The organism is Candidatus Kinetoplastibacterium crithidii, from assembly GCA_027557655.1.
Taxonomy (GTDB): domain Bacteria; phylum Pseudomonadota; class Gammaproteobacteria; order Burkholderiales; family Burkholderiaceae_B; genus Kinetoplastidibacterium; species Kinetoplastidibacterium crithidii_C.
In genome coordinates, this window is sequence record CP064915.1 from 442590 (window position 1) to 467017 (window position 24428).

The window sequence follows — 24428 nt, forward strand, 5'->3', positions numbered from 1 at the left end:
AGAAATTCTCCTAATAAATATTTAGGTTGAAATGAATGCATCTGAATAAAACTCATTTACTGGCAATCTATATTTCATAACAAAATCTTCCTTTGCAGACTCAATCATGATATTAGAACCACATGCATATACTTGAAAATCTGATAAATCTTTAAAATCTTGCATAACATATTTAGAAATATGAGCCATAGATTCCGATTTTTGATCTATGAAGATAGGACTATATTTAAAATTTATAATTGAAGAATCCCAGTATTTTGCCAAATTATGCATATATATCTCTGATAATTTTCTAGCACCCCAATATAAATATATAGATTGAGAAAAAATATTTTCTCTTATGAGATACTCCATCATTGATTTTATTGGAGCAAAACCTGTCCCACTTACTAAAAAAATAATTGGACTCTTCGATTTGTCTTGAAGAATAAAACTTCCAAAAGGCCCCTCTAAACAAATATTATCATCTTCTCTCAAATGACTACTAGTTAATCCAAATAACTGATCAGTAAAAAGACCACCGAAAAAATGTCTTATATGAAACTCTAGATATTTATCTATAAAAGGAGAATTTGCTATAGAATAACTGCGTTTTTCGCCATTCTTTAATATAAAATTTACATATTGTCCTGGTTTAAATAAAAACCGTTCTTCCAATGGAATTTTGATTCTAAGAATTATTACATCAACAGTCTTTTTTTCTATAGAAATCACCTTCCCTACAGTTTTAAAAGATGAAGACTTGTCAATTAGACTATCATATTGTATAACCATATCTGATAATGGATATGTTTTACACGTTAGAATCATGTTGTTTGATTTTTCTTGTTCAGTTAATGCCTTACTTAAATAATTAGATATTTCAAAGGAACCAGATAAAACTTTACACTTGCATCTAGAACATTTTCCATTACTGCAACTATGTGGTAATGTAATTTGTTGCTCCTTAGCTGCATCTAGGATTGATTGATTCTTTTTTACTACCAAATATTCTTTTCCAGGCTTTATCGAAATATAAAAACTCATGCCACAAAACTCACTGTAAAATATACAATAATTATGAAGATATTAAGAATCAATAATTAATGTCAATAAGATTTATTTGAATCTAAAATCATAATCTAAAACAAGCACTAGAATAATATTTTATTAGTAATGCCAACAAAAAAAACAACTATTTAAATAAAAAGAATAGACTATTATGGCAATTTAATAATATTTTACAATTAAATATTATTAACATAAAACAACAGTAATATATATGCCGTGTTTTATCATTATAATAGTCAAACATAGGTTACTTATTAATTGTAATAATCATTCTTTATTATATATAAGTATAGTAGAGCATCAAATAAGTTTTAAAATTTATCATAGTAAATTATTGACTATGAATAAAATACTGATAAAATTTCATTAAACATAAGTAATGTCAAAATATATTGAATTATGTAGTTTTATAGATTTTTATAAAAATCTAAACAAATCAAAAAACTTAATAACCACAAATATTCTTATTAAAAATCAAACTCAGACTCTTTTATTTATTATCAATATTAAAACGTAAAAAATTCAAGTTTTTTATGAAAATACATAGAAAAGCAGAGAAAAACACTCAAATAATCAAAAAAATGCATTTAAATGAACTAAAGACTTTGCATGTATCACAGCTATTAGAAATTGCTTCCAATTTAGAAATTGATAATGCCAATCGTCTACGAAAACAAGAATTAATGTTTGCTATAATGAAAAAAAGAGCAAAACAAGGTGAACAAATTTTTGGAGATGGCGTATTAGAAGTACTTCCAGATGGTTTTGGGTTTCTAAGATCACCAGAAACATCATATTTAGCAAGCACAGATGATATATATATATCACCTTCTCAAATTAGAAGAATGAACTTACATACTGGTGATTCTATAGAAGGTGAAGTAAGAACACCAAAAGAAGGTGAAAGATACTTTGCATTGGTTAAAGTTGAAAAAGTTAATGGTGTATCACCAGAAATTGTAAAACATAGAATTATGTTTGAAAATCTTACTCCACTTCATCCCTGCCAAAATATAAAATTAGAAAGAGAAATAAGAAGTGAAGAAAATCTTACAGGAAGAATATTAGACGTATTCTCACCTATAGGTAAAGGACAAAGAGGATTAATAGTAGCAAGCCCTAAATCTGGAAAAACTATAATGATGCAACATATAGCTCATGCTATTGCATCAAATATGCCAGAAGCAACTTTAATAGTCTTATTAGTAGATGAGCGGCCTGAGGAAGTAACTGAGATGCAACGCACAGTCAGGGGTGAAGTGGTAGCTTCAACTTTTGATGAACCTGCAAATAGACATGTACAAGTAGCAGAAATGGTAATTGAAAAAGCAAAAAGACTTGTAGAAATGAAAAAAGATGTGATTATATTACTAGATTCTATTACTAGATTAGCTAGAGCATACAATACTGTAATTCCTTCTTCGGGAAAAGTTCTTACAGGCGGTATAGATGCCAATGCTCTACACAGACCAAAAAGATTTTTTGGAGCAGCTAGAAATATAGAAGAAGGTGGTTCTTTAACTATACTAGGAACGGCCTTAATAGATACTGGAAGTAGAATGGATGAAGTAATATATGAAGAATTTAAAGGAACTGGTAATGCTGAAATTCATTTAGAAAGAAGAATGGCAGAAAAAAGAGTTTACCCTGCTATCAATCTAAATAAATCAGGAACAAGAAGAGAAGAACTATTAGTTAAACAAGATATACTACAAAAAATATGGGTTCTAAGAAAATTTATTCATGATATGGATGATATAGAAGCAATAGAATTTATTCTAGATAAAATGCGCTCCACAAAAACAAATTTAGATTTTTTTGAAATGATGAAAAGATAAAAAATTAATAATATATAAAATAAAAATTTATGGAATTTATACCAAGACCTATAATAGATTTACCTTTAAACTGTAATAAAGTTTTATTACACTCATGCTGTGCTCCATGTTCATGTGAAATAATGGAGGCAATGATTGAGTCAAATATTAAATATTCGATATTTTTTTATAATCCGAATATACATCCAAAAAAAGAATATGAAATTAGGAAACAAGAAAACATAAGAATAGCTAATAAATATAATATAGAAATTATAGATGCTGACTACGATACAGACAATTGGTTTCTAAGGGTTAAGGGATTAGAACATTGTCCAGAACGAGGTGAGCGTTGTACAGTATGTTTTGATATGCGCTTCGAAAGAACAGCTTTATATGCTTATGAGCATGGATTCGATACTATTACCAGTTCTCTAGGAATTTCTCGTTGGAAGGATTTTAATCAAATAAACAGATCAGGAATAAAAGCTGCTTCTAAATATGATATTACTTATTGGGATTATAATTGGCGAAAAAAAGGTGGATCACAAAGAATGATATTCATAAGTAAAAGAGAACAATTTTACCAACAAGAATATTGTGGTTGTGTATATTCATTAAGAGATACTAACAAAGCGAGAAGAGAACATGGATTTGATAGAATAAAAATAGGTGAGAAATTTTATAAAAATTAAAATAATACATATTTCTAATAAATAGAGTTTTATAAGTTAGCAATGGTAATAATGACTTACTTTTGTTAAGTAAAATATAAATAATATACCTATAAAAATCAATGATAGTTCAATAATATGATTCATAAGGCTTTTTTTATAAGTATGTTCATGCATCTGAGGAATAAGATCAGATATAGCTATATATATAAAACTACTAGCAGCAATTACTAAAGCAAAAGGTGTAAATTGCCTCGCAGAATGCAAAATAAAATATCCAGTAAATCCACCAATTGATGAACAAAAACTAGAAGTTAAAATCATTATTAATGCTTTAGACCTGTTAATTCCAGAATTTCTTAAAACAACAAAATCACATAATTTATGAGGAACCTCATGCACTGTTATTGATAAAGAAGTAATAATGCCAAGTAATGGGTTAGTTAAAAAAGAAGCAGCAATTACTATACCATCAGAAAAATTATGTAATGAACTACCTATCAATATAATAATTCCTCCACTACCAGCCTCATTTTTATCATGACCATTTCCATGAAGGTGACCATCACCTTCATAGTGATGATTATGTCTTAATAATGATACTTTTTCTAAAATTACAAAACATATTATTGATATTAACATAGTAATAAAAATAATATTAGCATCATTATTTAGATGATCATAAGCTTCAGGCAATAAATGCAAAAAAGCTACTGACAAAAAAATACCTACTGATATACTAACAATACTATCAAGATATTTAGAAAAAAAATTATATGTTAACCAATTTGCTATACCAACAGCAATTAAACCACTGGAAAGGGTAGAAATCAAAATATATAAAAATATCATAAATAAATCTTATTAAGATAATTAAGAAATTAGTGAGCTTCTGACCAATTATAACCAATACCTAAATCAACTATTAAAGGAACATCAAATTCAGTAACATTACACATCAAAGTAGGCAACATCTCTTTTACAATTAAAAGTTCTGAGTTTGTAACTTCTAAAATCAATTCATCATGTACTTGCATAACTAATTTAGAAGTTAACTTCTCATAGGATATCCAATCTTGGACTGAAATCATAGCTTTCTTTATCAAGTCTGCTGCTGTACCCTGTATAGGAGCATTAATAGCAGCTCTATCTGTAGCTTTCCTGTTACTAAAAGATTTATTAGATAAAGATGAAAGATATAGTCTTCTTCCAAAAACAGTTTCTACATATCCTAGATCATTATATTTTTCTTTAATTAAATTAATATAATTTAATACTCCAGGATAACGATCAAAATATCTATTAATATAATTCTGTGCCGAGATACGATCAATATTTAGATTAGATGCAAGACCAAAAGCACTCATGCCATAAATTAATCCAAAATTAATAGTTTTGGCTATTCTTCTTTGTTCTTCAGAAACATTATCAACAGAAATACCAAATATCTCAGATGCTGTAAATATGTGAACATCCTTCCCTTCTTGAAAAGCCAATTGTAGATTATAATCCTTTGACACATGAGCCATTACTCTAAGTTCTATTTGAGAATAATCAGCTGAAACTAATATATTATTATTCTCAGCTATAAAAGCCTCCCTAATTAATTTACCTTCTTCTGTACGAATAGGAATATTTTGTAAATTAGGATTGAAAGAAGATAATCTACCAGTAATTACAGAAACTTGAGAATAAGTAGTATGCAACCTACCAGTTTCTCTATTTATCATTTTTGGGAGTTTGTCTGTATATGTTGATTTTAATTTAGCAAGAGTACGATAATCTAAAACTAATCTAGCTAGTCTAAAATCTTTCGAAAGTTTACTAAGAACCTTTTCATCTGTAGAAGGGATTCCTGCATTTGTTTTACTAATAATAGGTAGACCAACAAATTGGAAAAGCACTTCTCCTAATTGTTTAGGAGAATTAATATTAAACTTACATCCAGATAATGAATATATTTCGTTTTCTAAACTTATAATTTTTTTTCCTAAAAAATTACTTTGGTTTTGTAAATTCAAATAGTCTATCTTTACACCATAAGTTTCCATAATTTGCAAAATGACAGCTATTTTTTTTTCTATATCATAAATTTCTTCTAACTTCGAGTCTTGGGATAATTTATGCTTAAATAAAGAATTTAACTGACTAATAGAAGTAACTCTTTGAGAAAAAAAATTAACAGCATCTTCTATTGGAATATCTTCTATTAATTTTAATTTCGAACCTTTACCAAATATTTCATCATAAGTAATACATTTATAATTTAAAAAATTATCTATTAATTTATATAAATTATCATTATTACGTGAATCTAAGACATAAGCTTCTAGCATAACATCATCTACTACACCTTTTAGATGAATATTTTCTTTATATAAAAAATGTAATACTTTTTTTAAATCATATGTCACTTTATATTTATTAGGATCTTCTAAGAAAAATTTTAATTTTGATATAAGATAATCTTTAGTTATACAGCCTGATAATAATTTATATAAAGGTATATAGTAAACTACTGAATTAACTAAAAAACAAATTGTTTGTAATGATGAAATATCATTACCATGAAGGTCAATAGTAATAATTTCTGATTTACTTAATTCTTTTATTAACAAAGATAAATTATTTTCAGAATCCACTATACATTTTTTTAACTCAATTTCTGTATCTTTTAAAGAACTACCTAATAGATTTTCTTTATGCTCCAAATCAGATAACCAATAAACAAAATCAAGACTCTCGTATAACTCTTTTAAAGAATTAGTATCTACATCTTTTTTTTTCAAGTCTTCTATTTTTTCAAAATAAGGATATAAATTACAATCACGTTTTATTGTCAGTAATTTTCTCGTAGTAGTAAAATTAGGGATAAAATCTCTAATATTCTTACCAATAGCACCTGTAATTTTGTCAGCAGAAGCAATAATATTTTCTACAGTACCAAATTCTGATAATAATTTTAATGCAGTTTTGGGACCTATTTTTGCGACCCCAGGTATATTATCAACAGAATCACCTACTAACATTAAATAATCTACAATTAAAGAAGGTTCTACACCAAATTTTTTTAAAACACCTAATTCATCTAGAATCTCTTCATTCATTGTATTAACTAATCGAACTTTTTTATTTACTAATTGAGCTAAATCTTTATCACCGGTAGCAATAATAACTTGACAATCATACTTTTTAGAAAACAAATCTGATATTGTACCAATCACATCATCAGCTTCAACACCTTTTATACTAATAATAGGTAATCCTAGGGATTGAATTATTTGATAAATCTTATCTATTTGACTTATTAAATCTTGAGGCATTAATGGACGATTTGATTTATATGTACTACATATATCATGTCTAAAATTTTTACCCGGAGCATCAAAAACACAAGCAAAATAAGTAGTTTCATATTTTGAAAGCAACTTTTTGAGCATGCTAACTATCCCATATATAGCACCTGTTTGATCTCCTTTAGAATTTCTTAATTCAGGCAAAGCATAAAAGGCCCTATATAAGTAACTAGAACCATCAACTAATAATAAAGATTCACTCATAAATTCTTATAGTCTATTAAGATACAATATCTAATGCTTGATCAAACATTTCTATTACGTCTTCTTTCATGTTCTTGTAAATATCTTTTTCTTAAACGTATAGATTTTGGAGTGATTTCCACTAATTCATCATCTTCTATAAATTCTATTGCATATTCTAAAGTTAGATTAATTGGAGGCACTAGACGTATAGCTTCATCTGTTCCAGAAGCTCTTATGTTAGTTAATTGTTTTTCTCTGACTGGATTTACCACCAAATCATTATCTCTACTATGGATACCTATAATCATACCTTCATATAAAGACTCTCCTGGTTTGATAAACATCCTTCCTCGATCCTGTAATTTCCATAAAGCATAGGCAACAGACTCGCCAGCATATTGGCTAATTAGAACACCATTTCTTCTATTGCTCAAAGAACCTTCATAAAATGGTGCATACTCTCTAAAAACATGACTCATTAAACCACTACCTCTAGTAATGCTCATAAAATCATTCTGAAATCCTATGAGTGAACGAGCTGGAATCACATACTCTAAGCGTGTTCTACCGTGATTATCAGGTATCATATTCTGTAAATCACCTTTGCGCCTTCCTACTTCTTCCATAACAGAACCCTGATAAATATCATCAACATATAATGTTAAATCTTCAAATGGTTCATGTTTTATTCCATCAATATCCTTATAAACAACACGTGGTCTTGAAACTGATAATTCATATCCTTCACGACGCATAGTTTCAAGCAAAATAGTCAAATGTAATTCACCACGCCCAGAAACTTCAAATACAGTATCATCATCGGTTTCACGCACTTTAAGAGCTACGTTAGATTTTAATTCTAAATCTAACCTATCACGTATTTGCCTACTTGTAACAAATTTACCTTCTTTACCAGCTAAAGGAGAAGTATTTACCATAAAATTCATGGTAAGCGTTGGCTCATCTATTTTTAGCACAGGCAAAGCATCTATATTTAAAGGATCAGCAATAGTAATTCCTATTTCTAAATCTTCTATTCCATTTATAAGAACTATATCGCCTGCTTCCGCTTTTTCAACAGCAACTCTATCTAAACCTGAAAATTTTAAAACTTGATTAATACGAGCTTTTATAGCTGATCCAGATTCACCCATTTTAAGAATAACATCCATAGATGGGTATAATACACCTCTATGAATTTTGCCGATCCCAATTTTTCCTACATAAGAATTATAATCCAATGAAGCAATTTGCATTTGTAAAGGCCCATCTGAATCATTGTGAGGTTCTGGTACGTATTTAAAGATAGTTTCAAATAAATATGACATATCACCAGAACGTACATTATGATCACTACTTGAATATCCAGAAAGACCAGAAGCATATACTACTGGAAAATCTAATTGTTCCTCTGTAGCTCCAAGACGATCAAACAACTCAAAAACTTCATTAATCACAAAATCTGGACGAGCTCCTGGTTTATCAATTTTATTTACAACAACTATTGGTTTTAAACCTAAACTTAACGCTTTTCTTGTTACAAATACTGTTTGAGGCATTGGTCCTTCTACAGAATCTACTAAAAGTAAAACCCCTTCTACCATTGACAATACACGTTCTACCTCACCTCCGAAATCAGCATGTCCAGGAGTATCAATAATGTTTACATATGTGTCATTGTATTCAACAGAACAATTTTTAGATAAAATTGTTATTCCTCTTTCTTTTTCAAGAACATTAGAATCCATAACTCGCTTTGTTACAGTCTGGTTATTTCTAAACACACCAGATTGGCGTAACAATTGATCAACTAAAGTTGTTTTTCCATGATCAACATGAGCTATTATGGCAATATTGCGCAAAGCTTTAGCCATACAAAATCCTTATTTATAATTTAAAAAAATGTAGATATTTTATTCTCATCAAGCATAGCATTCTTTGGCTCTTCCATTAATAACAAAGAATTCAAATCAATTGCCTGATTTATGCAAAATGGACCTACAGATAACCTTCTTAATTCTACTAAATGTGCAAAAAAACCAGATTTTCTACCGATATCCTGAGCTAAAGTTCTAATATAAGTTCCTTTGCTGCAAAAAACCTCAATAACTATATAGTTACTTTTTAATGATAATAATTTTATATTATATATATTAATATTTCTTGGTTCTCTATTTATATCAATGCCTTTTCTTGCATATTTATATAATGGAATACCTTTATATTTAATAGCAGAATACATAGGCGGAATTTGTGTAATCTCACCAATAAATGAATTTAAAATATTTATAATAAAATCTTTATTTATTAAAATATCATCTTCAAATCTATACAAAACATTACCGGTAAAATCACTACTATCTGTTTCTTCTCCAAATTTCAAAGTTGCTATATATGATTTGGAAGAATCGATTAATTTAGATGAAAACTTAGTATATTTTCCAAAACAACAAACAAGCAAACCTGTAGCAAAAGGGTCTAATGTACCTGCATGACCTGCCTTAGAAGCTTCAAGAGCATGCCTAACTTTTTGCAATGCAATATTACTTGATAATCCTGATGGTTTATCAAGTAATATAAAACCATCAAGATTACGAAAAACTTTTTTGGACATATTTATTGTAAAAGTAAACTGAATAAAAAACTAAGAATCAATATTAGCTTTTTTTATCAAATCTAATAAATTATTAGCTTTTTCTATATGAGAGTCATGCAAAAATAACAAAGTTGGAACTGTATGTATATGTAGTCTTTTATAAAGATAGGAATGAAACCAACCTGATTTTTTATTCAAGAATTCCTCTACTATCTTAGGATCAACACCAAATACAGTAAAATATATCTTAGCATATGCATAATCAACTGAAAGATCCACCTTCGAAATAGTAACAATGCCAATTTCCTTTATAGTAAATTTTTGGCTAATTATTTTTGATAAATCCTTCTGAATTTGTTTAGAAATACGAGTATTTCTACCTGACACTTTGTCAATATCAATCATTTTCATAAATAGAAAACGTTCCCAATATATTATAATGTTCTAGCTATTTCTTTAATTTCAAAAATTTCTAACTGATCATTAGGAATAATTTCTGGATTTCCTTTCAAGGTAATACCACAATCAAATCCAGATCTTACCTCTTTAACATCATCTTTAAATCTTCGTAAAGAATCTATTTGTCCGGTCCAAACTAATACGTTATCCCTAAATAATCTTACTTTTGAATCTTTTTTTACTATACCTTCAGTTACCATACAACCAGCGACACTACCAATTTTTGATATTACATATACTTCACGAATTTCTACAGTACCAATAATGTCTTCTTTCTTCTCTGGAGCTAACATACCAGACATAGCAGATTTAATATCATTAATTGCATCATAAATAATATTATAATAATTCATTCTAACATTATTTAATTCTGCATTCTTTTTGGCTATTGCATCTGCCTTAACATTAAAACCTATTATAAAAGCATTTGAAGCAATAGCTAAATTAACATCATTATCAGATATTCCACCTACAGCTGCATGAATAATGTTTACCTTTACTTCATCAGTAGATAGTTTTATCAATGAATTAGCTAAAGCTTCTTGAGAACCTTGGACATCTGCTTTTATAATAATAGATAGCACCCTAGATTCTACAGCATCAGCCATATTATCAAACATAGATTCAAAATTTGCAGCATGTTTTTTTGCTAATTTTGAATCTCTAAACTTACCTTGCCTAAATAAAGCTATTTCTCTGGCTTTACGCTCATCAGTTAATGAAACTAGAATATCTCCGGCAGAAGGAACATCAGTAAGACCATGTATTTCCACAGGAGTTGAAGGCCCAGCTTCTTGCAAAGCAATTCCTCTTTCATCCAACATTGCTCTAACACGACCAAATGTAGCTCCCACAAGAACAATATCACCTTTTTTTAAGGTCCCATTTTGGATTAGAACAGTAGAAATAGGACCTTTGCCCTTATCAAGACTTGCCTCTATAACTACACCTTTGGCATTAACATTTGCGGAAGATTTAAGTTCTAAAATTTCTGCTTGTAATAATATATGTTCTAATAAACTATCTATTCCAGAACCAGTTTTAGAAGAAACCATTATAAATGGGATATCACCACCATATTCTTCTGGAACTATACCCTCTGATATTAACTCTTGTCTTACTTTATCTAAATTAGCAGATTGTTTATCAGATTTTGTTAATGCAACAATCATAGGTATAGAAGCTGATTTAACATGACTTATAGCTTCTTTTGTTTGTGGCATAACTCCATCATCTGCAGCAACTACTAAAACAACAATATCTGTAGCCTTTGCTCCTCTAGCCCTCATGGAAGCAAAAGCTTCATGTCCTGGAGTATCAAGAAAAGTTATCGAACCCAAAGCAGTTTTTACATTATAAGCACCTATATGTTGAGTTATACCGCCTGCTTCATTACTTGCAATATTAGCTTTTCTTATATAGTCAAGCAAAGAAGTTTTACCATGATCGACATGACCCATAACAGTAACTACAGGAGCTCTTGTAATATAATCAGATTGATTAATAACCTTAGATTCATCTAAAAAAGTTTCAGGATCATCTGTCTTTGCTGCAATTGCTGTATGACCAAGATCTTCAACGACTATCATAGCTGTCTCTTGATCTAGTACCTGATTAATAGTAACCATTTGACCAAGTTTCATAAGATGTTTTATTACTTCAGCCGCTTTGATAGACATTTTATGAGCTAAATCTGCAACAGTAATAGTCTCAGGGACATGTATTTTTTTAATTATAAACTCTTGTTGCTGGTTAATAGAATCTTTTGAGAAATTATTAAAGTTATGTTTATTATTTTTCGAAGATTTATTAGTTTTTATTCCAGAAACCTTCCATCCATCAACATCATTTAATAATGTCGAACGCTTATCTCTATCTAAATTTTTCCTACGAGAACTCTCTTCACTCCAAGCTGAAGAAACATCAGATGATTTTAGTGACTTTTTTGAAGAAGTATTACTCTTATTATCTTTTTTTACAGAAATATTTTTATTGTTTTTAGAATTGACAGGATTTTCGGTTGTTTTTGCAACTTTACGTGGACGATTCAACATATTTTGCAAAGCAGCAGCTTCAGCTTCAGAAGTTTTTTTTGCGTTTTCCCTATCATTGATAAATTTCTCAGATTTTTTTTCTGTCTTTGTAATTAGATTTTGATTTGCACTACGATTATTTATTACATTCTTAGGATTTTTCATAATTTGAGACTTAGAAGAAGGCTCCATCTTATTTGAATCTTTATTGTAAGATTCAATATTATTATCAATAATATCGATAGATGCCTTTAATGGCATATTAATACCATTTTTTAGTGAATTTTTATGCTCTATATCTTCATTTTGAGATTTTAAAAGATTCTCAGCATCAACTTTTCCAATATTTTCATTAAAATTTACAGAAGAATCTTCCTTAGACAAATGCTCATTCTTAAATAAATCTGTATCTTTAATAGAAATTTTAGATGGAGATTCATCAATATTTTCATTTATTTTATTAATAACATTATTATTAATTCCAACTTTTTCTTTTTCTATATCTTTATTAAAATTTTCATTTTTTTTAACAAAAGTACGTTTTTTCAGAATTTTCACTTGAATAGTTCTAGATCTGCCCCTGGCATCAGCCTGATAAATTTCACTAGTTTCTTTTTTAGTCAAAACTATCTTTTTATCCTTATTATCCATACCATGAGCTTTACGCAAAGATTCTAATAGTTTAATTTTATCGCTATTAGTAACAAAGTCTTTTACTGAACTAACACTAGCACCAGCAGATCTTAATTGATCCAATAACACATCAGCAGACATATTAAGCTCAACAGCAAACTGAGCTACAGTTATAATCGACATCAAGACATATTCCCTGTATAGCTAAAATAAAAAAATAAAAAATAAATAATAAATAATATATAAAAATTCTAATTTAAATAATTATTTAAACCAATCTTCACGTGCTAGCATTATCAATTCACTAGCCTCATTAAAATTTAAACCTGATATCTCAGATAATTCCCCAGCATCCAACTCTGCTAAATCTTTTTTAGTAAAAATATTATTTGATCTTAAAGATTCCAAAATATTACTATCAATATCTCTACTATCTAACATGGATTTTAAACCTAAATTTTCTTCCTTAACTATAGCCTCAGTTAATAAGGCATTTCTAGCAGATAATCTCAAATTATTCACAAAATCTTCACTAAAAGATTTTATATCTAATAACTCTTGCAATGGAACATATGCTATTTCTTCTATACCAGAAAATCCATTTTCTATCAAAATATCAGCCTCACTATTACTGATATTTAATTTATCTACAAAATAAGATGTCAGTCTCAATTTTTCAGTTTCCTGTCTCTTCAAACTTTCATCAGAAGTCATTATGTTTATTTTCCAACCAGTTAAATCTGATGCAAGTCTAACATTTTGGCCTTTAATTCCGATTGCTTTGGGTAAATTATCATCATCGACAACTACATCCATAGAATGATTATTTTCATCGACAACTATAGATTCAACATTTGCAGGAGACAAAGCACCGATTACAAACTGTGCTGGATCTGGTGACCATAAAACTATATCTACTTGTTCCCCACCTAATTCATTCCGAACAGCCGTTACTCGTAAACCTCTCATTCCAACACAAGTTCCAATAGGATCTATACGTTTATCGTTGGCTACTACTGCAATTTTAGCTCTTATTCCTGGATCACGAGCAGCTGCCTTTATTTCTAATAAACCTTGTTCTATTTCTGGAACTTCATTTTCAAACAAATATTTTATAAAATCAGGTGCTGTTCTTGATAATATAACTCTCTGACCACGAATATTACGATCAATTTTTAATACCAAAGCTCTGACTCTGTCACCCATTCTCAAATTTTCCTTAGGAATCATTTCAGAACGCGGTAACCTAGCTTCTATTCTACCTATATCTACTATTGCATCACCTTTATCAATTCTCTTTATTATGCCAGATATTATATTTTCTCCACGACTAAGAAAATCATTCAATATTTGTTCTTTCTCTGCATCTCTTACTCGTTGTAGAATAGCCTGCTTAGCAGCTTGAGCACTAATCCTACCAAATTCAGACTGATCTAGAGGTTCTTCCAAGTAATCTCCGATATCAATATTAGGATCTATATCCCTAGCATCTAACAACATCTCTTGCTTATCAGGATCCTGTAATCCATCTTCATCAGGCACAACAAGCCATCGACGGAAACCTTCATATTTACCCGTATCTCTATCTATAGAGACCCGAATATCAACATCCTCTTTAAATTTTTTCTTCATAGCAAAGGCAAGAGCACCCTCTAAAGCTGAAAAAATAACTTCACGGGTAACATTTTTTTCACGTGCCAATGCATCGACTAACATAAGAATTTCACGACTCATCGCCATTTGCCCTTGAAATCTATAATAGGATCTAATTTTGCTCGATCCACATCATTAAGAACGAAATCAATAGTTTGAATATTTTTTTTATCATCCAAACTATCAATATTTATTCCAAACGTAATATCACAGTAATCTGCTTCATTTACCTTATATTCATAAGGTAAATCACTTTTTAAAAACAAAACACCTCTAAAAATTTTTCTACCATTAAGCGCATTATGAAATTTAATTTCAACTCTTTCACCAATAAAACGCAAAAAATCAGAAAACTTACGCAATGGTCTATCTATTCCTGGAGAACTAACTTCAAGATTACTATAATTAACATTTTCTACAGTGAACACATGAGATAAATGACGAGATACTTTTTCACAATCATCTATACTTATGCCTGATACTTTATCAATGGTAACACGCAAAACACCAGCAGGAAGAATCTCTACATCAACAAGTTCAAAATCACTTGACAATCCTTGTAATGCATTTTCTGCAATAGAAAATAAATCAATCATATGTAAAATTTATAAATGGATAAAATCCAATAAAGATAAAGAATAAAAAAGAGCCTGTTCAGCTCAAAGAAGCTTAATACGAAAATAGAACAACCTCACTCATTCATGGTAAACCAGTGTCCATCTGACAATTTTAACAGACATTTGATCAAAATTATACTATAAGTGTAAAAGTATACAAAAAAATCAATTTAAATGTCTTCTTTTTCTACTAAGAACTCCTAAATTAGATTCATGGGCACTTGGATTACTAGGCTGCCAATCATCATTAGGATTAGTAATTGTATTAACTAAGGCCTTTTTTCTTTTAGAAAAAGTATCTTTATTTTTATTCGAGGAATTTAGATTATTATTTCTTTTAAAAACAACTTTGCTATCATAAGCTTTATGAGAACTAGATCTATTAAGGGAGTCGTTAAGTGAAGGAGAATTTATAGATATTGCATTATTTTCGTTAGTTTTAACATTTATATCATTCTTATTAATTGAATAATTATTAGAATAATTGTTATTGCGCTTAAATGTTTTAGATTCCTTTTGATATGAAGAACGAGAATCGATTTTATTTTTCTTGAATAAATCAATTCTATTAGGTTCTCTAATAGAATTTGAAGGACTAATAAAATCCTTTGTATTTGAAAACCCACTATTAAGCATAATTGCCATTACAGATGAATCATCGAATTCATAATAATTACCACGGCGCAAATTACGTGGTAATGATATATCGCCATATCTTACCCTAATTAACCTACTTACCATAATACCTATACTTTCAAACATTCTTCTAATTTCGCGATTTCTACCTTCTTTTATAACTACCTTATACCAACGATTTGTTGACTCACCGCCTAAAGATTCTAAGGATTCAAAACGAGCAATGCCATCGTCTAAAGATACTCCTTCCTTCAAAGATTTTCTTTGTAGATCTGTAAGTTCACCAACAACTCTTACTGCATACTCACGCTCAAAATTATATCTTGGATGCATAAAGTAATTTGCTAAATCCCCAGAAGTTGTAAAAATGAGTAGACCCTCTGTATTTATATCTAATCTACCAACAGATATCCATCTACCTAATTCTATTTTCGGCAGATGAGCAAAAACACTTTCCCTGCCCTGAGGATCTTTACTGCTTACTATTTCTCCAGAAGGTTTATGATATACCAAAATTCTTGGAGACTTACGAATATTTGCTCTACGAATTAACTTTCCATTTAGACGGATAAGATCGCTTGGTTTTACCCTTTGACCAATATGAGCTGGAGCTCCATTAACAGATATTCTACCAGCAACTATAAGGTCTTCCATCTCCCTTCTAGACCCAATTCCCAATTCCGCAAGAACTTTATGTAATTTAGGATTAAAATCATTATTACTTAAAGTTCTCTTTAATTTATTCGCAATACGGTCTGATTTTTCTAAAAAAGGAAAATCTAGATTATCAACATTATTAACAGATTCATTATTAGCAACATGTATACTAGAATCACTAATATTGTCTCTATGACGCCTAAATGGAGTGCGTAGTTTACATCGTTTATTACGAGATAAATTTACTTTATTTTCGCAATCACAATCTGATTCTGACAACTTATCACCATTACAAATACTGCTTGGTGTAGCTTTATTATTAGTCACCTAAACAACTCCAAACCATAAACTCCTGGAAGGTTTACTAACAGCAGTAGATATTCCCAAATAAATTTTATTTTAAAATATAAAACTAGAAAACTTCAGGATTGAATAAAAGAAAGATATTAAACACAAATAAAATTTGTGACACTGTTATCTAAATAATTCTATTAGAAAACATAAATCATAAGCAAACATAATATATAAAAATGCTTATTTAATTCTACATTATATAAAGAAAATATGTAAATAGGTAATTAAAAATTATTGATTAATTTTAAATAAACATTATTATACAATAATGGTTCTTATAAAGAAACTCGAAATAAAGCCATAAGACATAATAAATAAGCCGGTATAGCTTAGATGGTAGAGCAGCGCATTCGTAATGCGAAGGCCAGAGGTTCGACTCCTCTTATCGGCACCAAAAATTTATTCCTATATACAAATTCGGCTATAATCATATAGATAACCACATAATAATGCAACTTTCGATAGTTTATTATTAACCCTAAGCATATTTTATTAGAATCTGTTTAGAAAAATATAAGTTGTATTCAAACAATCAAATACAAGTTATCTATAATGAAATATGGCATTACAAAAACAATAGCATTACAATGTTATTTTGTTTAATAATTATAACATAATGATTGGAATTCGCTTATTATGAAACCAAATATACACCCAGAATATCGTGATGTTGTTTTTCTAGATATACAAACTGATCATAAACTCATTGTTAGATCAACTGTAAAAACTAGGGAATCTATTAAAATAGAAGGCAATGAGTATCCTTTGTTTAAATGTGATGTTACTTCAAAATCACATCCATTTTACACAGGAGCACAAACTAGACTGGTTGAAACCGGTAGAGTTGAAAAGTTCAGAGCACGCTTTTCTCGCACTGCTACACCTAAAACCAAGCAATAAAATACTATATTTTTACCTAAATTATATCTACAACAATTGAATATTTTAGGTAAAATTTTCTTAATTAGTATTGATATAATTTTTATATTATTTGTTAAAATATTATAAAATCAACATAAAATAGATAAAAAATCATAAAAAATCATAAAAAATCTCAAGATAGTTTCTTTTCCATTAAATAAGAAAATATAGAAATAAATCTTATCCTTGTAAATTATTAACTAAACAAGAAAACATGATTATAGAAAAAAAAAGAACTATATCGAAAGAAATATTAAGTCAATTCTGGCCAATATTAATCACCCAAATTGTATCTGTATCCTATGGTTTAATTGATACAATTATGAGTGGACATTCGAGCAAGGAAGACTTAGCAGTTGTTGCATTATCAAGCTCTATATATATAACAATATTTGTAAGTTTGATAGGAGTCATTAACTCCTTAATACCTATAATAGCGAATAATTTTGGCAAAAAAAAATATGAAGCAATAGGTATCTACTGGTGTCAAGGAGTTTGGATTGCAATTCTCTTATCTTTTATAGGTTCTATCTTTCTATATTTTCCAAATATATGGTTTAGTTTTTTTGAAGATATGGATGAGAATATTTATTCTAATATATCTTCCTATTTAAATATATTAATATTTGCTTTGCCAGCATCCTTAATTTTCAGAACTATATATAATTTATGTGCTTCATTATCTAGGTTTAAAAAGTTAATGATTATAAGCATATTCTCCATAATTCTTAAAATTATATTTAATTGTATATTTATATTTGGATATAAATATATTCCGAAAATGGGCGCAACTGGAGCAGCATTATCAACTGCTATCGTAACTTGGATAAATCTTATAATTGCTTTTTATATTATAAAAACAGATGTTTTTTTCTCTAAATTCCAACTAACCATATATAAACCTAAATTAACAGAAATGAAAGAACTCCTAAAAATTGGTCTACCAATGAGTGGTTCTTATTTAGTAGAAGTAGTAACATTTACATCCATGGCAATATTAGTTGCTCAAGAAGGACTTATAGCCATTGGAGGACATCAGATTATTGCTAATATAGCAGGAGTGACATATGTTTTTCCAATCGCTTTAGGAATAGCAACATCTTCAGCTGTTGCACAAGCAATTGGAGCAGAAGATTATAAACTAGCTAAAGAAATAGGAAATACAGGATTAAGATTAACTATTTTCCTATCCCTTATCATTGCAATCCTTATTTTTTCAAATAAAGAGAATATAATAAATATATATACTAATGATGGTTTAATAAAACATACTATCCTGAATCTCATTATGATAGTATTGCCATTATTTCATATATTTGATTCTATTCAATGCTTCAATTCGTACCTATTAAGAGCTTATAAAATAAGCACTATACCATTTATTACTCAAATAATATCTTTGGGAGTTATAGGGTTAGGTGGAGGATGGTATTTTGGTTTTGGAAAAGGAATTGGTTATTTTGAACATATTCATAAAATTATTGCACCAGAATCATATATTTCAGTAAGTAGTTTATGGATACTATCAACAATTGGAATGATTGTATCATCATTTTTTCTATATATTATATATATTAGAATTACAAACAAATATGCTAATAAAAAAAATTAACTTTTTAAATAAAAAAATTTTTTTTATAAAATTTTAACTCTTCTATAGACTCGTAAATATCGGCTAACGCCTCATGTTTATTCTGTTTAATAAATTTATATTTTGAATTAGGATACCATCTATGAATAACTTCTTTTATAGAACTAACATCTAAATTACGATAATGAAAAAAATTTTCTAAATTAGGCATATATAATTTCATAAAACTACGATCTTGATGCACAGTATTACCGCATAAAGGAGATGTATTTGCAACTACATATTTTTTTAGAAAATCCAATATAATTATTTCAGCATCATTCTCATTTAATTCAGATTTCTTAACCTTTTCAACTAAACCACTTCTGTTATGAATAGAAGTATTCCATTTATCCATATAATCTAGTATGTCGCTATTCTGCTTTATAACCAATACCGGACCTTCAGAAATTATATCTAAATTATGATCAGTAATTAAAACTGCAATTTCTAGTATACGTTCTTTAGATATATCTAAACCACTCATTTCCATATCAACCCAAACCAATCTATCATCTTTTAAATTTTTCATATATCATCTATGTAATTAGTTGTAATTTTATATTAAAATACTTACTCTAATAGTAAGTTTACTATAAAAATAAACAAAATATTAATATATGGAAAATAACATTATTGGTCGAGTTGTTGAGTTTCATAAACAGTATTACATAGTAGAATCAGATAATTGTTTGTATAAGTGTTATTTAAAAGGCAAAAAAAATGATGCAACAATCGGTGACTGGGTAAAAATAATTCAAGAATCATATGATCAAAACCGCATAGTAAATATCTTAGAAAGAAAAAATATTTTTTATCGTTCTGATAAAAATAAGATAAAAAAATTAGCAGCAAATATAGATCATGTCATTATTATAGTTGCCACTAAACCGGAATTTTCTGTAGAAACTATAGCTAACATAATATTAGAATCATTTAGATCAAAAATAGAAGTAACGATAATTTTAAATAAAGATGATTTAAAAGAAAACCTATCAAAAAGTATAGCAAAAATTAATGATATCAAACCAGAAGAAACAAAATTAATTACCTTAAGTGCAAAATGCTTAAATAATCAGGATGTAAATAATAAACTAAGTCCTATTCTAAATAACAGAACTACATTATTAGTTGGACAAAGCGGTATGGGTAAATCCACTATCATTAATAGATTAGTAGCATCTGCAAATGCAGCTACAAATGAATACTCTAGATACCTAGGGACAGGAAAACATACTACAAGTTATACAAAATTATACAAGTTAGCTATTGAAAATAGCTTCATTATAGATTCTCCTGGAATTCAAGAATTTTCAATTAGACATATTCAGTTAAAAGAAATTGATAAAGGATTCCCTGAATTTAAAGATTTCATTCATGAATGTCAATTTTATAACTGCACACATTGTCATGAACCATTTTGCGGAATAATACAAGCAGTAATAGACGATAAAATAAGAAAAACAAGATATTCTTTATATAAAAAAATTATTAAAGAATATCAAGAAAACAAAAAAAACTCATAATACTATTTTTTCTTAAATACTAACTTTTCTTTAATTCTGGCTGAACGTCCAAATCTAGATCTAAGATAGTATAATTTAGCTCTTCGAACACTACCTAATCTTTTTACCTCTATAGCTTCTATTTGAGGAGAATAAAATTGGAAAGTTCTTTCAACAGCCTCACCTGAAGAAATTTTTCTCACAATGAAAGAAGAATTAAGACCTTTGCTTCTTTTAGCTATTACAACACCTTCATATATCTGAATCCTTTTGCGTGATCCTTCTACTACGTTGACACTAACAGAAACAGTATCTCCAGGAAAAAAATCAAAATTTTTCTTAGGATTACTTAAACGAGAAATTTCTTCTTTTTCTAAAACGGCAATTAAATTCATAAATACTCCAAAATCATCATTTATTCTATTTTTATAAAATATATTTTTAGCCTAGAATTAGAGGATGATATTATTAAATAATAAAAGATTATAATTTACTTTATTCAATAAATCCAGTGTCATTATAGTAATTTTATTAACTTTGGCACAATATCAAAAAGATTCCCTACTATTCCATAGTCAGAAAATTGAAAAATAGGTGCATCCCTATCATTATTTATTGATATGATCACGCCAGCATTACAAATACCAGCAATATGTTGTGCCGCACCTGATATCCCTATAGCAAAGTACAACTTCGGTGAAATACTTTTGCCAGTTTGACCTATCTGCAAATCATTAGAAATATAACCTGCGTCAACAGCAGCACGAGATCCACCAATGGCAGCTCCTAATTTATCAGCTAAACCACCTATTAAATTATCAAAATTTTCCTTGCTACCTAATGCACGACCACCAGCTACTACGATATTTGCTTTCAATAAATCAGGACGACTTGTAAAATTTATTTTTTCATCTATTAAAATAGATAACCCAAGATTATCTATTGGAGTAACATTCTCTACTAGAATATTAGAATTTACAGTATAACAATTTTTAGTAGCAAAAAATGATACTTTTATTGTCAGAATTTTCGTATTTTCATTACATAAAATAGTTTCTATAAAATTTCCTGTGTATATAAAACGCTTGAAAACATCCTTTGAAATAATATCGGAAATTTCAGATATCGGAGCAACATCTAAAATACCTGCTAACCTGGGAGCGACACTTTTTGAAAATGAAGAATTAGAGAAAATAATATAAGAATAATTGCTAGCCAATTTAGAAATTTGCAAAGCATGATTCTCTGCTAAAAAATCTCCGAAATGAAATGCATCAACTACCAATATCTTAGTTATATGATTAGATATTTTAGAGGCTTCTCTTACAACATTTTCTAAGTTATATCCAATTATCAATATATGTATCTCTTCTTTTAGACCTAATCTTAGAGCAGCTTCTAGAAGATTTAGAATTGAACTATTAAGAGAATAATTATTATGATCAGGAACTATTAATATCATATTAATTCATTTTTAAGTTTATCTATTAAAATATCTATATCACTGAAAAATAAAGTTTTTTTATTTTTTTTAGCTTCTTCTATATTTAAAACAACTATTCTTGATGTGATTTCATTTGAAATTTCTTCTAAATCGATTAATTCAATCTTTTTCTTTTTTGATTTAATTAAATTTTGTAAAGAAATATACCTAGGTTCATTAAGATTAAGGTCTGCTGTAATAACAGTTGGTAATTTTACAGAAACTAATTTTGAGCCAAAATCAACTTCAGTATTTACTAATAATCTATTATCTATAAAATCTATACAACTAGCAAATGTTGCTTGAGACCAATTTAATAATCCAGCTAGTATTTGCCCAGTTTGACAAGAATCCTTATCTATAGACTGCTTGCCTAAAAATACAATTTGAGGTTTTTCTTTCTGAACTATTTTTTTTATAATTTTAGCAACAGGTAATGGTTCTAAATCAATATTCGAATAAACAAAAATTGCCCTATCAGCTCCCATTGCTAATGCATTTTGTAAAATTGCTTTACAATTAAAACCACAAGAAATCACAATAATTTCAGAAATAATACCTTTTTCTTTTAATTGAATTGCTGCCTCCAATGCAATTTCATCAAAAGGATTAGCAGAAATTTTCACATTATCTGTTTTAATACCTAGATTATCATCCCTAATTTGAACGGTAATATTATGATCTATAACACTTTTTATAGCTACTAAAACCTTCATTAATAGAATCCCAAACTATTTTAACTATATATTAGCCAAAGCACGAATATGTAAAACTACACTTCTACTTAGAGAAGACAAATTATATCCACCTTCCAATATGCTAACTATGCGTCCATTTGAATATTGTTCAGACAAATCAACAATAACATTAGTTATCCAGGCATAATCATATTCTGTCAAACAAATTTGACTCATATCATCTTCTTTATGAGCATCAAAACCAGCAGAAATTAATATAATTTCAGGTTTATGTTTGTGTATAGCTGGAACCCAATGGTTATTAACAAGATCTTTAATTCTATTGATTCTTGTATAAGCATTTATTGGAATATTACACATATTATTTTTTTTTAAAGAATCTTTTCCCAAATAAGGATAAAATGGATGTTGAAAAAAACTACACATTAAAACACGATCATCATCATAAAATATTTCTTCAGTACCATTACCGTGATGAGCATCAAAATCAATGATTGCTAATCTACGTATATTATACTTATCAAAAGCATATTTAGCTGCTATAGCAACATTATTAAAAAAACAAGATCCCATAGCATTATTACGACTCGCATGATGCCCAGGAGGTCTGATAGCACAAAAAGCATTTTTTATGTTATCACTAAATATAGTATCTATAGCAAATAGACCAGAACCAGCTGCATATAATGCAGATTTAAATGTATAAGAATTCATTATAGTATCATTATCTATATAATAATATTCCCCATTAGCTGGAATATTATTATATAGATAATCCCAATAAGTAGAAGAATGAACTCTCAATATATCTTTCTTTAAAGCTTTAAAAGAATAACCATGTTTTACAACAGACATTAAACCACTCGCTAACATTTGATCAGAGATAGAATGTATTCTCTCAGGAGAATCAGGATGAAAATAACCCATTTCATGCTTTAAACTACTAGGATGAGTAACATACATAGTCTTCATAAAAGCCTATAGTTATAAATCAAGATTTCTAGACAAATTATATTATCTTATCAAATCTACAAAAATATTTAGAACTAATATTGATAAATTTTTGTTGATTTTATTAGAAATAAAACATATAAATAATTTACATAAAAATAAAAACATAGAATATTATTATAAATAATTCTATGTTTTTATTAAGAATATCATTTTATACAGAATTATATTATTTTGATAACTTAATTCTATCTTTCAATTCTTTTCCAGCTTTAAAAATTGGCACTTTTCTTTCTTCTAATAGAACAAAACTTCCAGACTTTGGATTACGAGCCATTCTAGAAGGTCTTATTACAATTGAAAAACTTCCAAATCCACGTACTTCTATTCTTTTACCTAACTTCATTGCATCTTCTAGCGAAGAAAGAATTGTTTTTACTACATGTTCAACATCCTTCAATGATAAATCAGGATATTTAGCTAATAAATTATCAATTAAATCTAATCTAGTCACATTAA

The 24428-nt window shown here is 28.4% G+C and carries 21 protein-coding genes and 1 tRNA gene; 6 read left to right on the forward strand and 16 right to left on the reverse strand.

What is annotated here, in order from left to right:
• Positions 1 to 21 precede the first annotated feature (21 nt).
• A complete protein-coding gene (locus I1N47_02095; GenBank protein WBF65238.1) occupies positions 22 to 1026 on the reverse strand; it encodes a 2Fe-2S iron-sulfur cluster binding domain-containing protein in 1005 nt (334 codons plus the stop codon).
• A 605-nt stretch (positions 1027 to 1631) separates the two neighbouring features.
• Here I1N47_02095 and rho point away from each other — a divergent pair.
• Positions 1632 to 2888, forward strand: coding sequence for a transcription termination factor Rho (rho, locus tag I1N47_02100; protein ID WBF65904.1), 1257 nt, complete (start codon positions 1632 to 1634; stop codon positions 2886 to 2888).
• A gap of 29 nt (positions 2889 to 2917) precedes the next feature.
• The gene (locus I1N47_02105) at positions 2918 to 3562 is read left to right on the forward strand and encodes an epoxyqueuosine reductase QueH (protein WBF65239.1); all 645 of its coding nucleotides are present in this window, start codon (positions 2918 to 2920) and stop codon (positions 3560 to 3562) included.
• A 36-nt stretch (positions 3563 to 3598) separates the two neighbouring features.
• Here I1N47_02105 and I1N47_02110 read toward each other — a convergent pair whose 3' ends face one another.
• The 9 genes from I1N47_02110 to I1N47_02150 form a co-directional block, all read right to left on the reverse strand.
• Positions 3599 to 4393 (reverse strand): ZIP family metal transporter, encoded by a 795-nt coding sequence (locus tag I1N47_02110; protein WBF65240.1) that lies wholly within the window; start codon positions 4391 to 4393, stop codon positions 3599 to 3601.
• Between the two features lie 29 nt (positions 4394 to 4422).
• Positions 4423 to 7101, reverse strand: coding sequence for a DNA polymerase I (gene polA, locus I1N47_02115; GenBank protein ID WBF65241.1), 2679 nt, complete (start codon positions 7099 to 7101; stop codon positions 4423 to 4425).
• Positions 7102 to 7142: 41 nt separating this feature from the next.
• Positions 7143 to 8957 carry a translational GTPase TypA gene (gene typA / locus I1N47_02120; protein ID WBF65242.1) on the reverse strand — a complete coding sequence of 605 codons (1815 nt, stop codon included), beginning with the start codon at positions 8955 to 8957 and terminating at the stop codon, positions 7143 to 7145.
• 20 nt (positions 8958 to 8977) lie between these two features.
• Complete coding sequence (truB, locus tag I1N47_02125) at positions 8978 to 9697, reverse strand: tRNA pseudouridine(55) synthase TruB (GenBank protein WBF65243.1); 720 nt, start codon at positions 9695 to 9697, stop codon at positions 8978 to 8980.
• Between the two features lie 30 nt (positions 9698 to 9727).
• A complete protein-coding gene (gene rbfA, locus I1N47_02130; GenBank protein ID WBF65244.1) occupies positions 9728 to 10090 on the reverse strand; it encodes a 30S ribosome-binding factor RbfA in 363 nt (120 codons plus the stop codon).
• A 23-nt stretch (positions 10091 to 10113) separates the two neighbouring features.
• Positions 10114 to 12987: a translation initiation factor IF-2 gene (gene infB / locus I1N47_02135; GenBank protein WBF65245.1), complete on the reverse strand. Its 2874-nt coding sequence runs from the start codon at positions 12985 to 12987 to the stop codon at positions 10114 to 10116.
• Positions 12988 to 13068: 81 nt separating this feature from the next.
• Positions 13069 to 14538 (reverse strand): transcription termination/antitermination protein NusA, encoded by a 1470-nt coding sequence (gene nusA / locus I1N47_02140; protein WBF65905.1) that lies wholly within the window; start codon positions 14536 to 14538, stop codon positions 13069 to 13071.
• Positions 14535 to 15053 carry a ribosome maturation factor RimP gene (rimP, locus tag I1N47_02145; protein WBF65246.1) on the reverse strand — a complete coding sequence of 173 codons (519 nt, stop codon included), beginning with the start codon at positions 15051 to 15053 and terminating at the stop codon, positions 14535 to 14537. The genes nusA and rimP overlap by 4 nt, the downstream gene beginning before the upstream one ends.
• 186 nt (positions 15054 to 15239) lie before the next feature.
• The gene (locus tag I1N47_02150) at positions 15240 to 16694 is read right to left on the reverse strand and encodes a pseudouridine synthase (protein ID WBF65247.1); all 1455 of its coding nucleotides are present in this window, start codon (positions 16692 to 16694) and stop codon (positions 15240 to 15242) included.
• A 345-nt stretch (positions 16695 to 17039) separates the two neighbouring features.
• On the opposite strand from I1N47_02150, the gene I1N47_02155 reads away from it, so the two are divergent.
• The 3 genes from I1N47_02155 to I1N47_02165 all read left to right on the forward strand — a co-directional run bounded on the left by I1N47_02155 (position 17040) and on the right by I1N47_02165 (position 19254).
• Positions 17040 to 17115, forward strand: a tRNA-Thr gene (locus I1N47_02155).
• 242 nt (positions 17116 to 17357) lie between these two features.
• Positions 17358 to 17621 (forward strand): type B 50S ribosomal protein L31, encoded by a 264-nt coding sequence (locus tag I1N47_02160; protein WBF65248.1) that lies wholly within the window; start codon positions 17358 to 17360, stop codon positions 17619 to 17621.
• A 235-nt stretch (positions 17622 to 17856) separates the two neighbouring features.
• A complete protein-coding gene (locus I1N47_02165; protein ID WBF65249.1) occupies positions 17857 to 19254 on the forward strand; it encodes an MATE family efflux transporter in 1398 nt (465 codons plus the stop codon).
• Between the two features lie 4 nt (positions 19255 to 19258).
• Here the strand turns inward: I1N47_02165 and orn are convergent, their stop codons facing one another.
• Positions 19259 to 19804 carry an oligoribonuclease gene (gene orn / locus I1N47_02170; protein WBF65250.1) on the reverse strand — a complete coding sequence of 182 codons (546 nt, stop codon included), beginning with the start codon at positions 19802 to 19804 and terminating at the stop codon, positions 19259 to 19261.
• Between the two features lie 88 nt (positions 19805 to 19892).
• Here orn and rsgA point away from each other — a divergent pair, with 88 nt between their 5' ends.
• Entirely contained in the window at positions 19893 to 20798 is a 906-nt protein-coding gene (rsgA, locus tag I1N47_02175) for a ribosome small subunit-dependent GTPase A (protein ID WBF65251.1), read from the forward strand.
• Between the two features lie 2 nt (positions 20799 to 20800).
• On the opposite strand, the gene rplS is transcribed toward rsgA, so the two are convergent.
• From rplS to I1N47_02200, 5 genes are all read right to left on the reverse strand, one after another.
• Complete coding sequence (rplS, locus tag I1N47_02180; GenBank protein ID WBF65252.1) at positions 20801 to 21172, reverse strand: 50S ribosomal protein L19; 372 nt, start codon at positions 21170 to 21172, stop codon at positions 20801 to 20803.
• A gap of 122 nt (positions 21173 to 21294) precedes the next feature.
• A complete protein-coding gene (locus tag I1N47_02185) occupies positions 21295 to 22239 on the reverse strand; it encodes an electron transfer flavoprotein subunit alpha/FixB family protein (protein WBF65253.1) in 945 nt (314 codons plus the stop codon).
• Entirely contained in the window at positions 22236 to 22976 is a 741-nt protein-coding gene (locus I1N47_02190; GenBank protein WBF65254.1) for an electron transfer flavoprotein subunit beta/FixA family protein, read from the reverse strand. The genes I1N47_02185 and I1N47_02190 overlap by 4 nt, the downstream gene beginning before the upstream one ends.
• Positions 22977 to 23000: 24 nt before the next feature.
• A complete protein-coding gene (locus I1N47_02195; protein WBF65255.1) occupies positions 23001 to 23930 on the reverse strand; it encodes a histone deacetylase family protein in 930 nt (309 codons plus the stop codon).
• Between the two features lie 208 nt (positions 23931 to 24138).
• Positions 24139 to 24423, reverse strand: coding sequence for an integration host factor subunit beta (locus I1N47_02200; protein WBF65256.1), 285 nt, complete (start codon positions 24421 to 24423; stop codon positions 24139 to 24141).
• Between the last annotated feature and the right edge of the window lie 5 nt (positions 24424 to 24428).

Excerpts from the sequence above, each read along its gene's own strand:
- rsgA (WBF65251.1), top strand. The coding sequence starts at position 19,893 with ATGGAAAATAACATTATTGGTCGAGTTGTTGAGTTTCATAAACAGTAT.
- I1N47_02160 (WBF65248.1), top strand. The coding sequence starts at position 17,358 with ATGAAACCAAATATACACCCAGAATATCGTGATGTTGTTTTTCTAGAT.
- I1N47_02185 (WBF65253.1), bottom strand. The coding sequence starts at position 22,239 with ATGATATTAATAGTTCCTGATCATAATAATTATTCTCTTAATAGTTCA.
- infB (WBF65245.1), bottom strand. The coding sequence starts at position 12,987 with ATGTCGATTATAACTGTAGCTCAGTTTGCTGTTGAGCTTAATATGTCT.
- rho (WBF65904.1), top strand. The coding sequence starts at position 1,632 with ATGCATTTAAATGAACTAAAGACTTTGCATGTATCACAGCTATTAGAA.
- rbfA (WBF65244.1), bottom strand. The coding sequence starts at position 10,090 with ATGAAAATGATTGATATTGACAAAGTGTCAGGTAGAAATACTCGTATT.
- I1N47_02195 (WBF65255.1), bottom strand. The coding sequence starts at position 23,930 with ATGAAGACTATGTATGTTACTCATCCTAGTAGTTTAAAGCATGAAATG.
- orn (WBF65250.1), bottom strand. The coding sequence starts at position 19,804 with ATGAAAAATTTAAAAGATGATAGATTGGTTTGGGTTGATATGGAAATG.
- rplS (WBF65252.1), bottom strand. The coding sequence starts at position 21,172 with ATGAATTTAATTGCCGTTTTAGAAAAAGAAGAAATTTCTCGTTTAAGT.
- truB (WBF65243.1), bottom strand. The coding sequence starts at position 9,697 with ATGTCCAAAAAAGTTTTTCGTAATCTTGATGGTTTTATATTACTTGAT.
- I1N47_02190 (WBF65254.1), bottom strand. The coding sequence starts at position 22,976 with ATGAAGGTTTTAGTAGCTATAAAAAGTGTTATAGATCATAATATTACC.
- nusA (WBF65905.1), bottom strand. The coding sequence starts at position 14,538 with ATGAGTCGTGAAATTCTTATGTTAGTCGATGCATTGGCACGTGAAAAA.
- I1N47_02110 (WBF65240.1), bottom strand. The coding sequence starts at position 4,393 with ATGATATTTTTATATATTTTGATTTCTACCCTTTCCAGTGGTTTAATT.
- I1N47_02095 (WBF65238.1), bottom strand. The coding sequence starts at position 1,026 with ATGAGTTTTTATATTTCGATAAAGCCTGGAAAAGAATATTTGGTAGTA.
- rimP (WBF65246.1), bottom strand. The coding sequence starts at position 15,053 with ATGATTGATTTATTTTCTATTGCAGAAAATGCATTACAAGGATTGTCA.
- typA (WBF65242.1), bottom strand. The coding sequence starts at position 8,957 with ATGGCTAAAGCTTTGCGCAATATTGCCATAATAGCTCATGTTGATCAT.
- I1N47_02165 (WBF65249.1), top strand. The coding sequence starts at position 17,857 with ATGATTATAGAAAAAAAAAGAACTATATCGAAAGAAATATTAAGTCAA.
- polA (WBF65241.1), bottom strand. The coding sequence starts at position 7,101 with ATGAGTGAATCTTTATTATTAGTTGATGGTTCTAGTTACTTATATAGG.
- I1N47_02105 (WBF65239.1), top strand. The coding sequence starts at position 2,918 with ATGGAATTTATACCAAGACCTATAATAGATTTACCTTTAAACTGTAAT.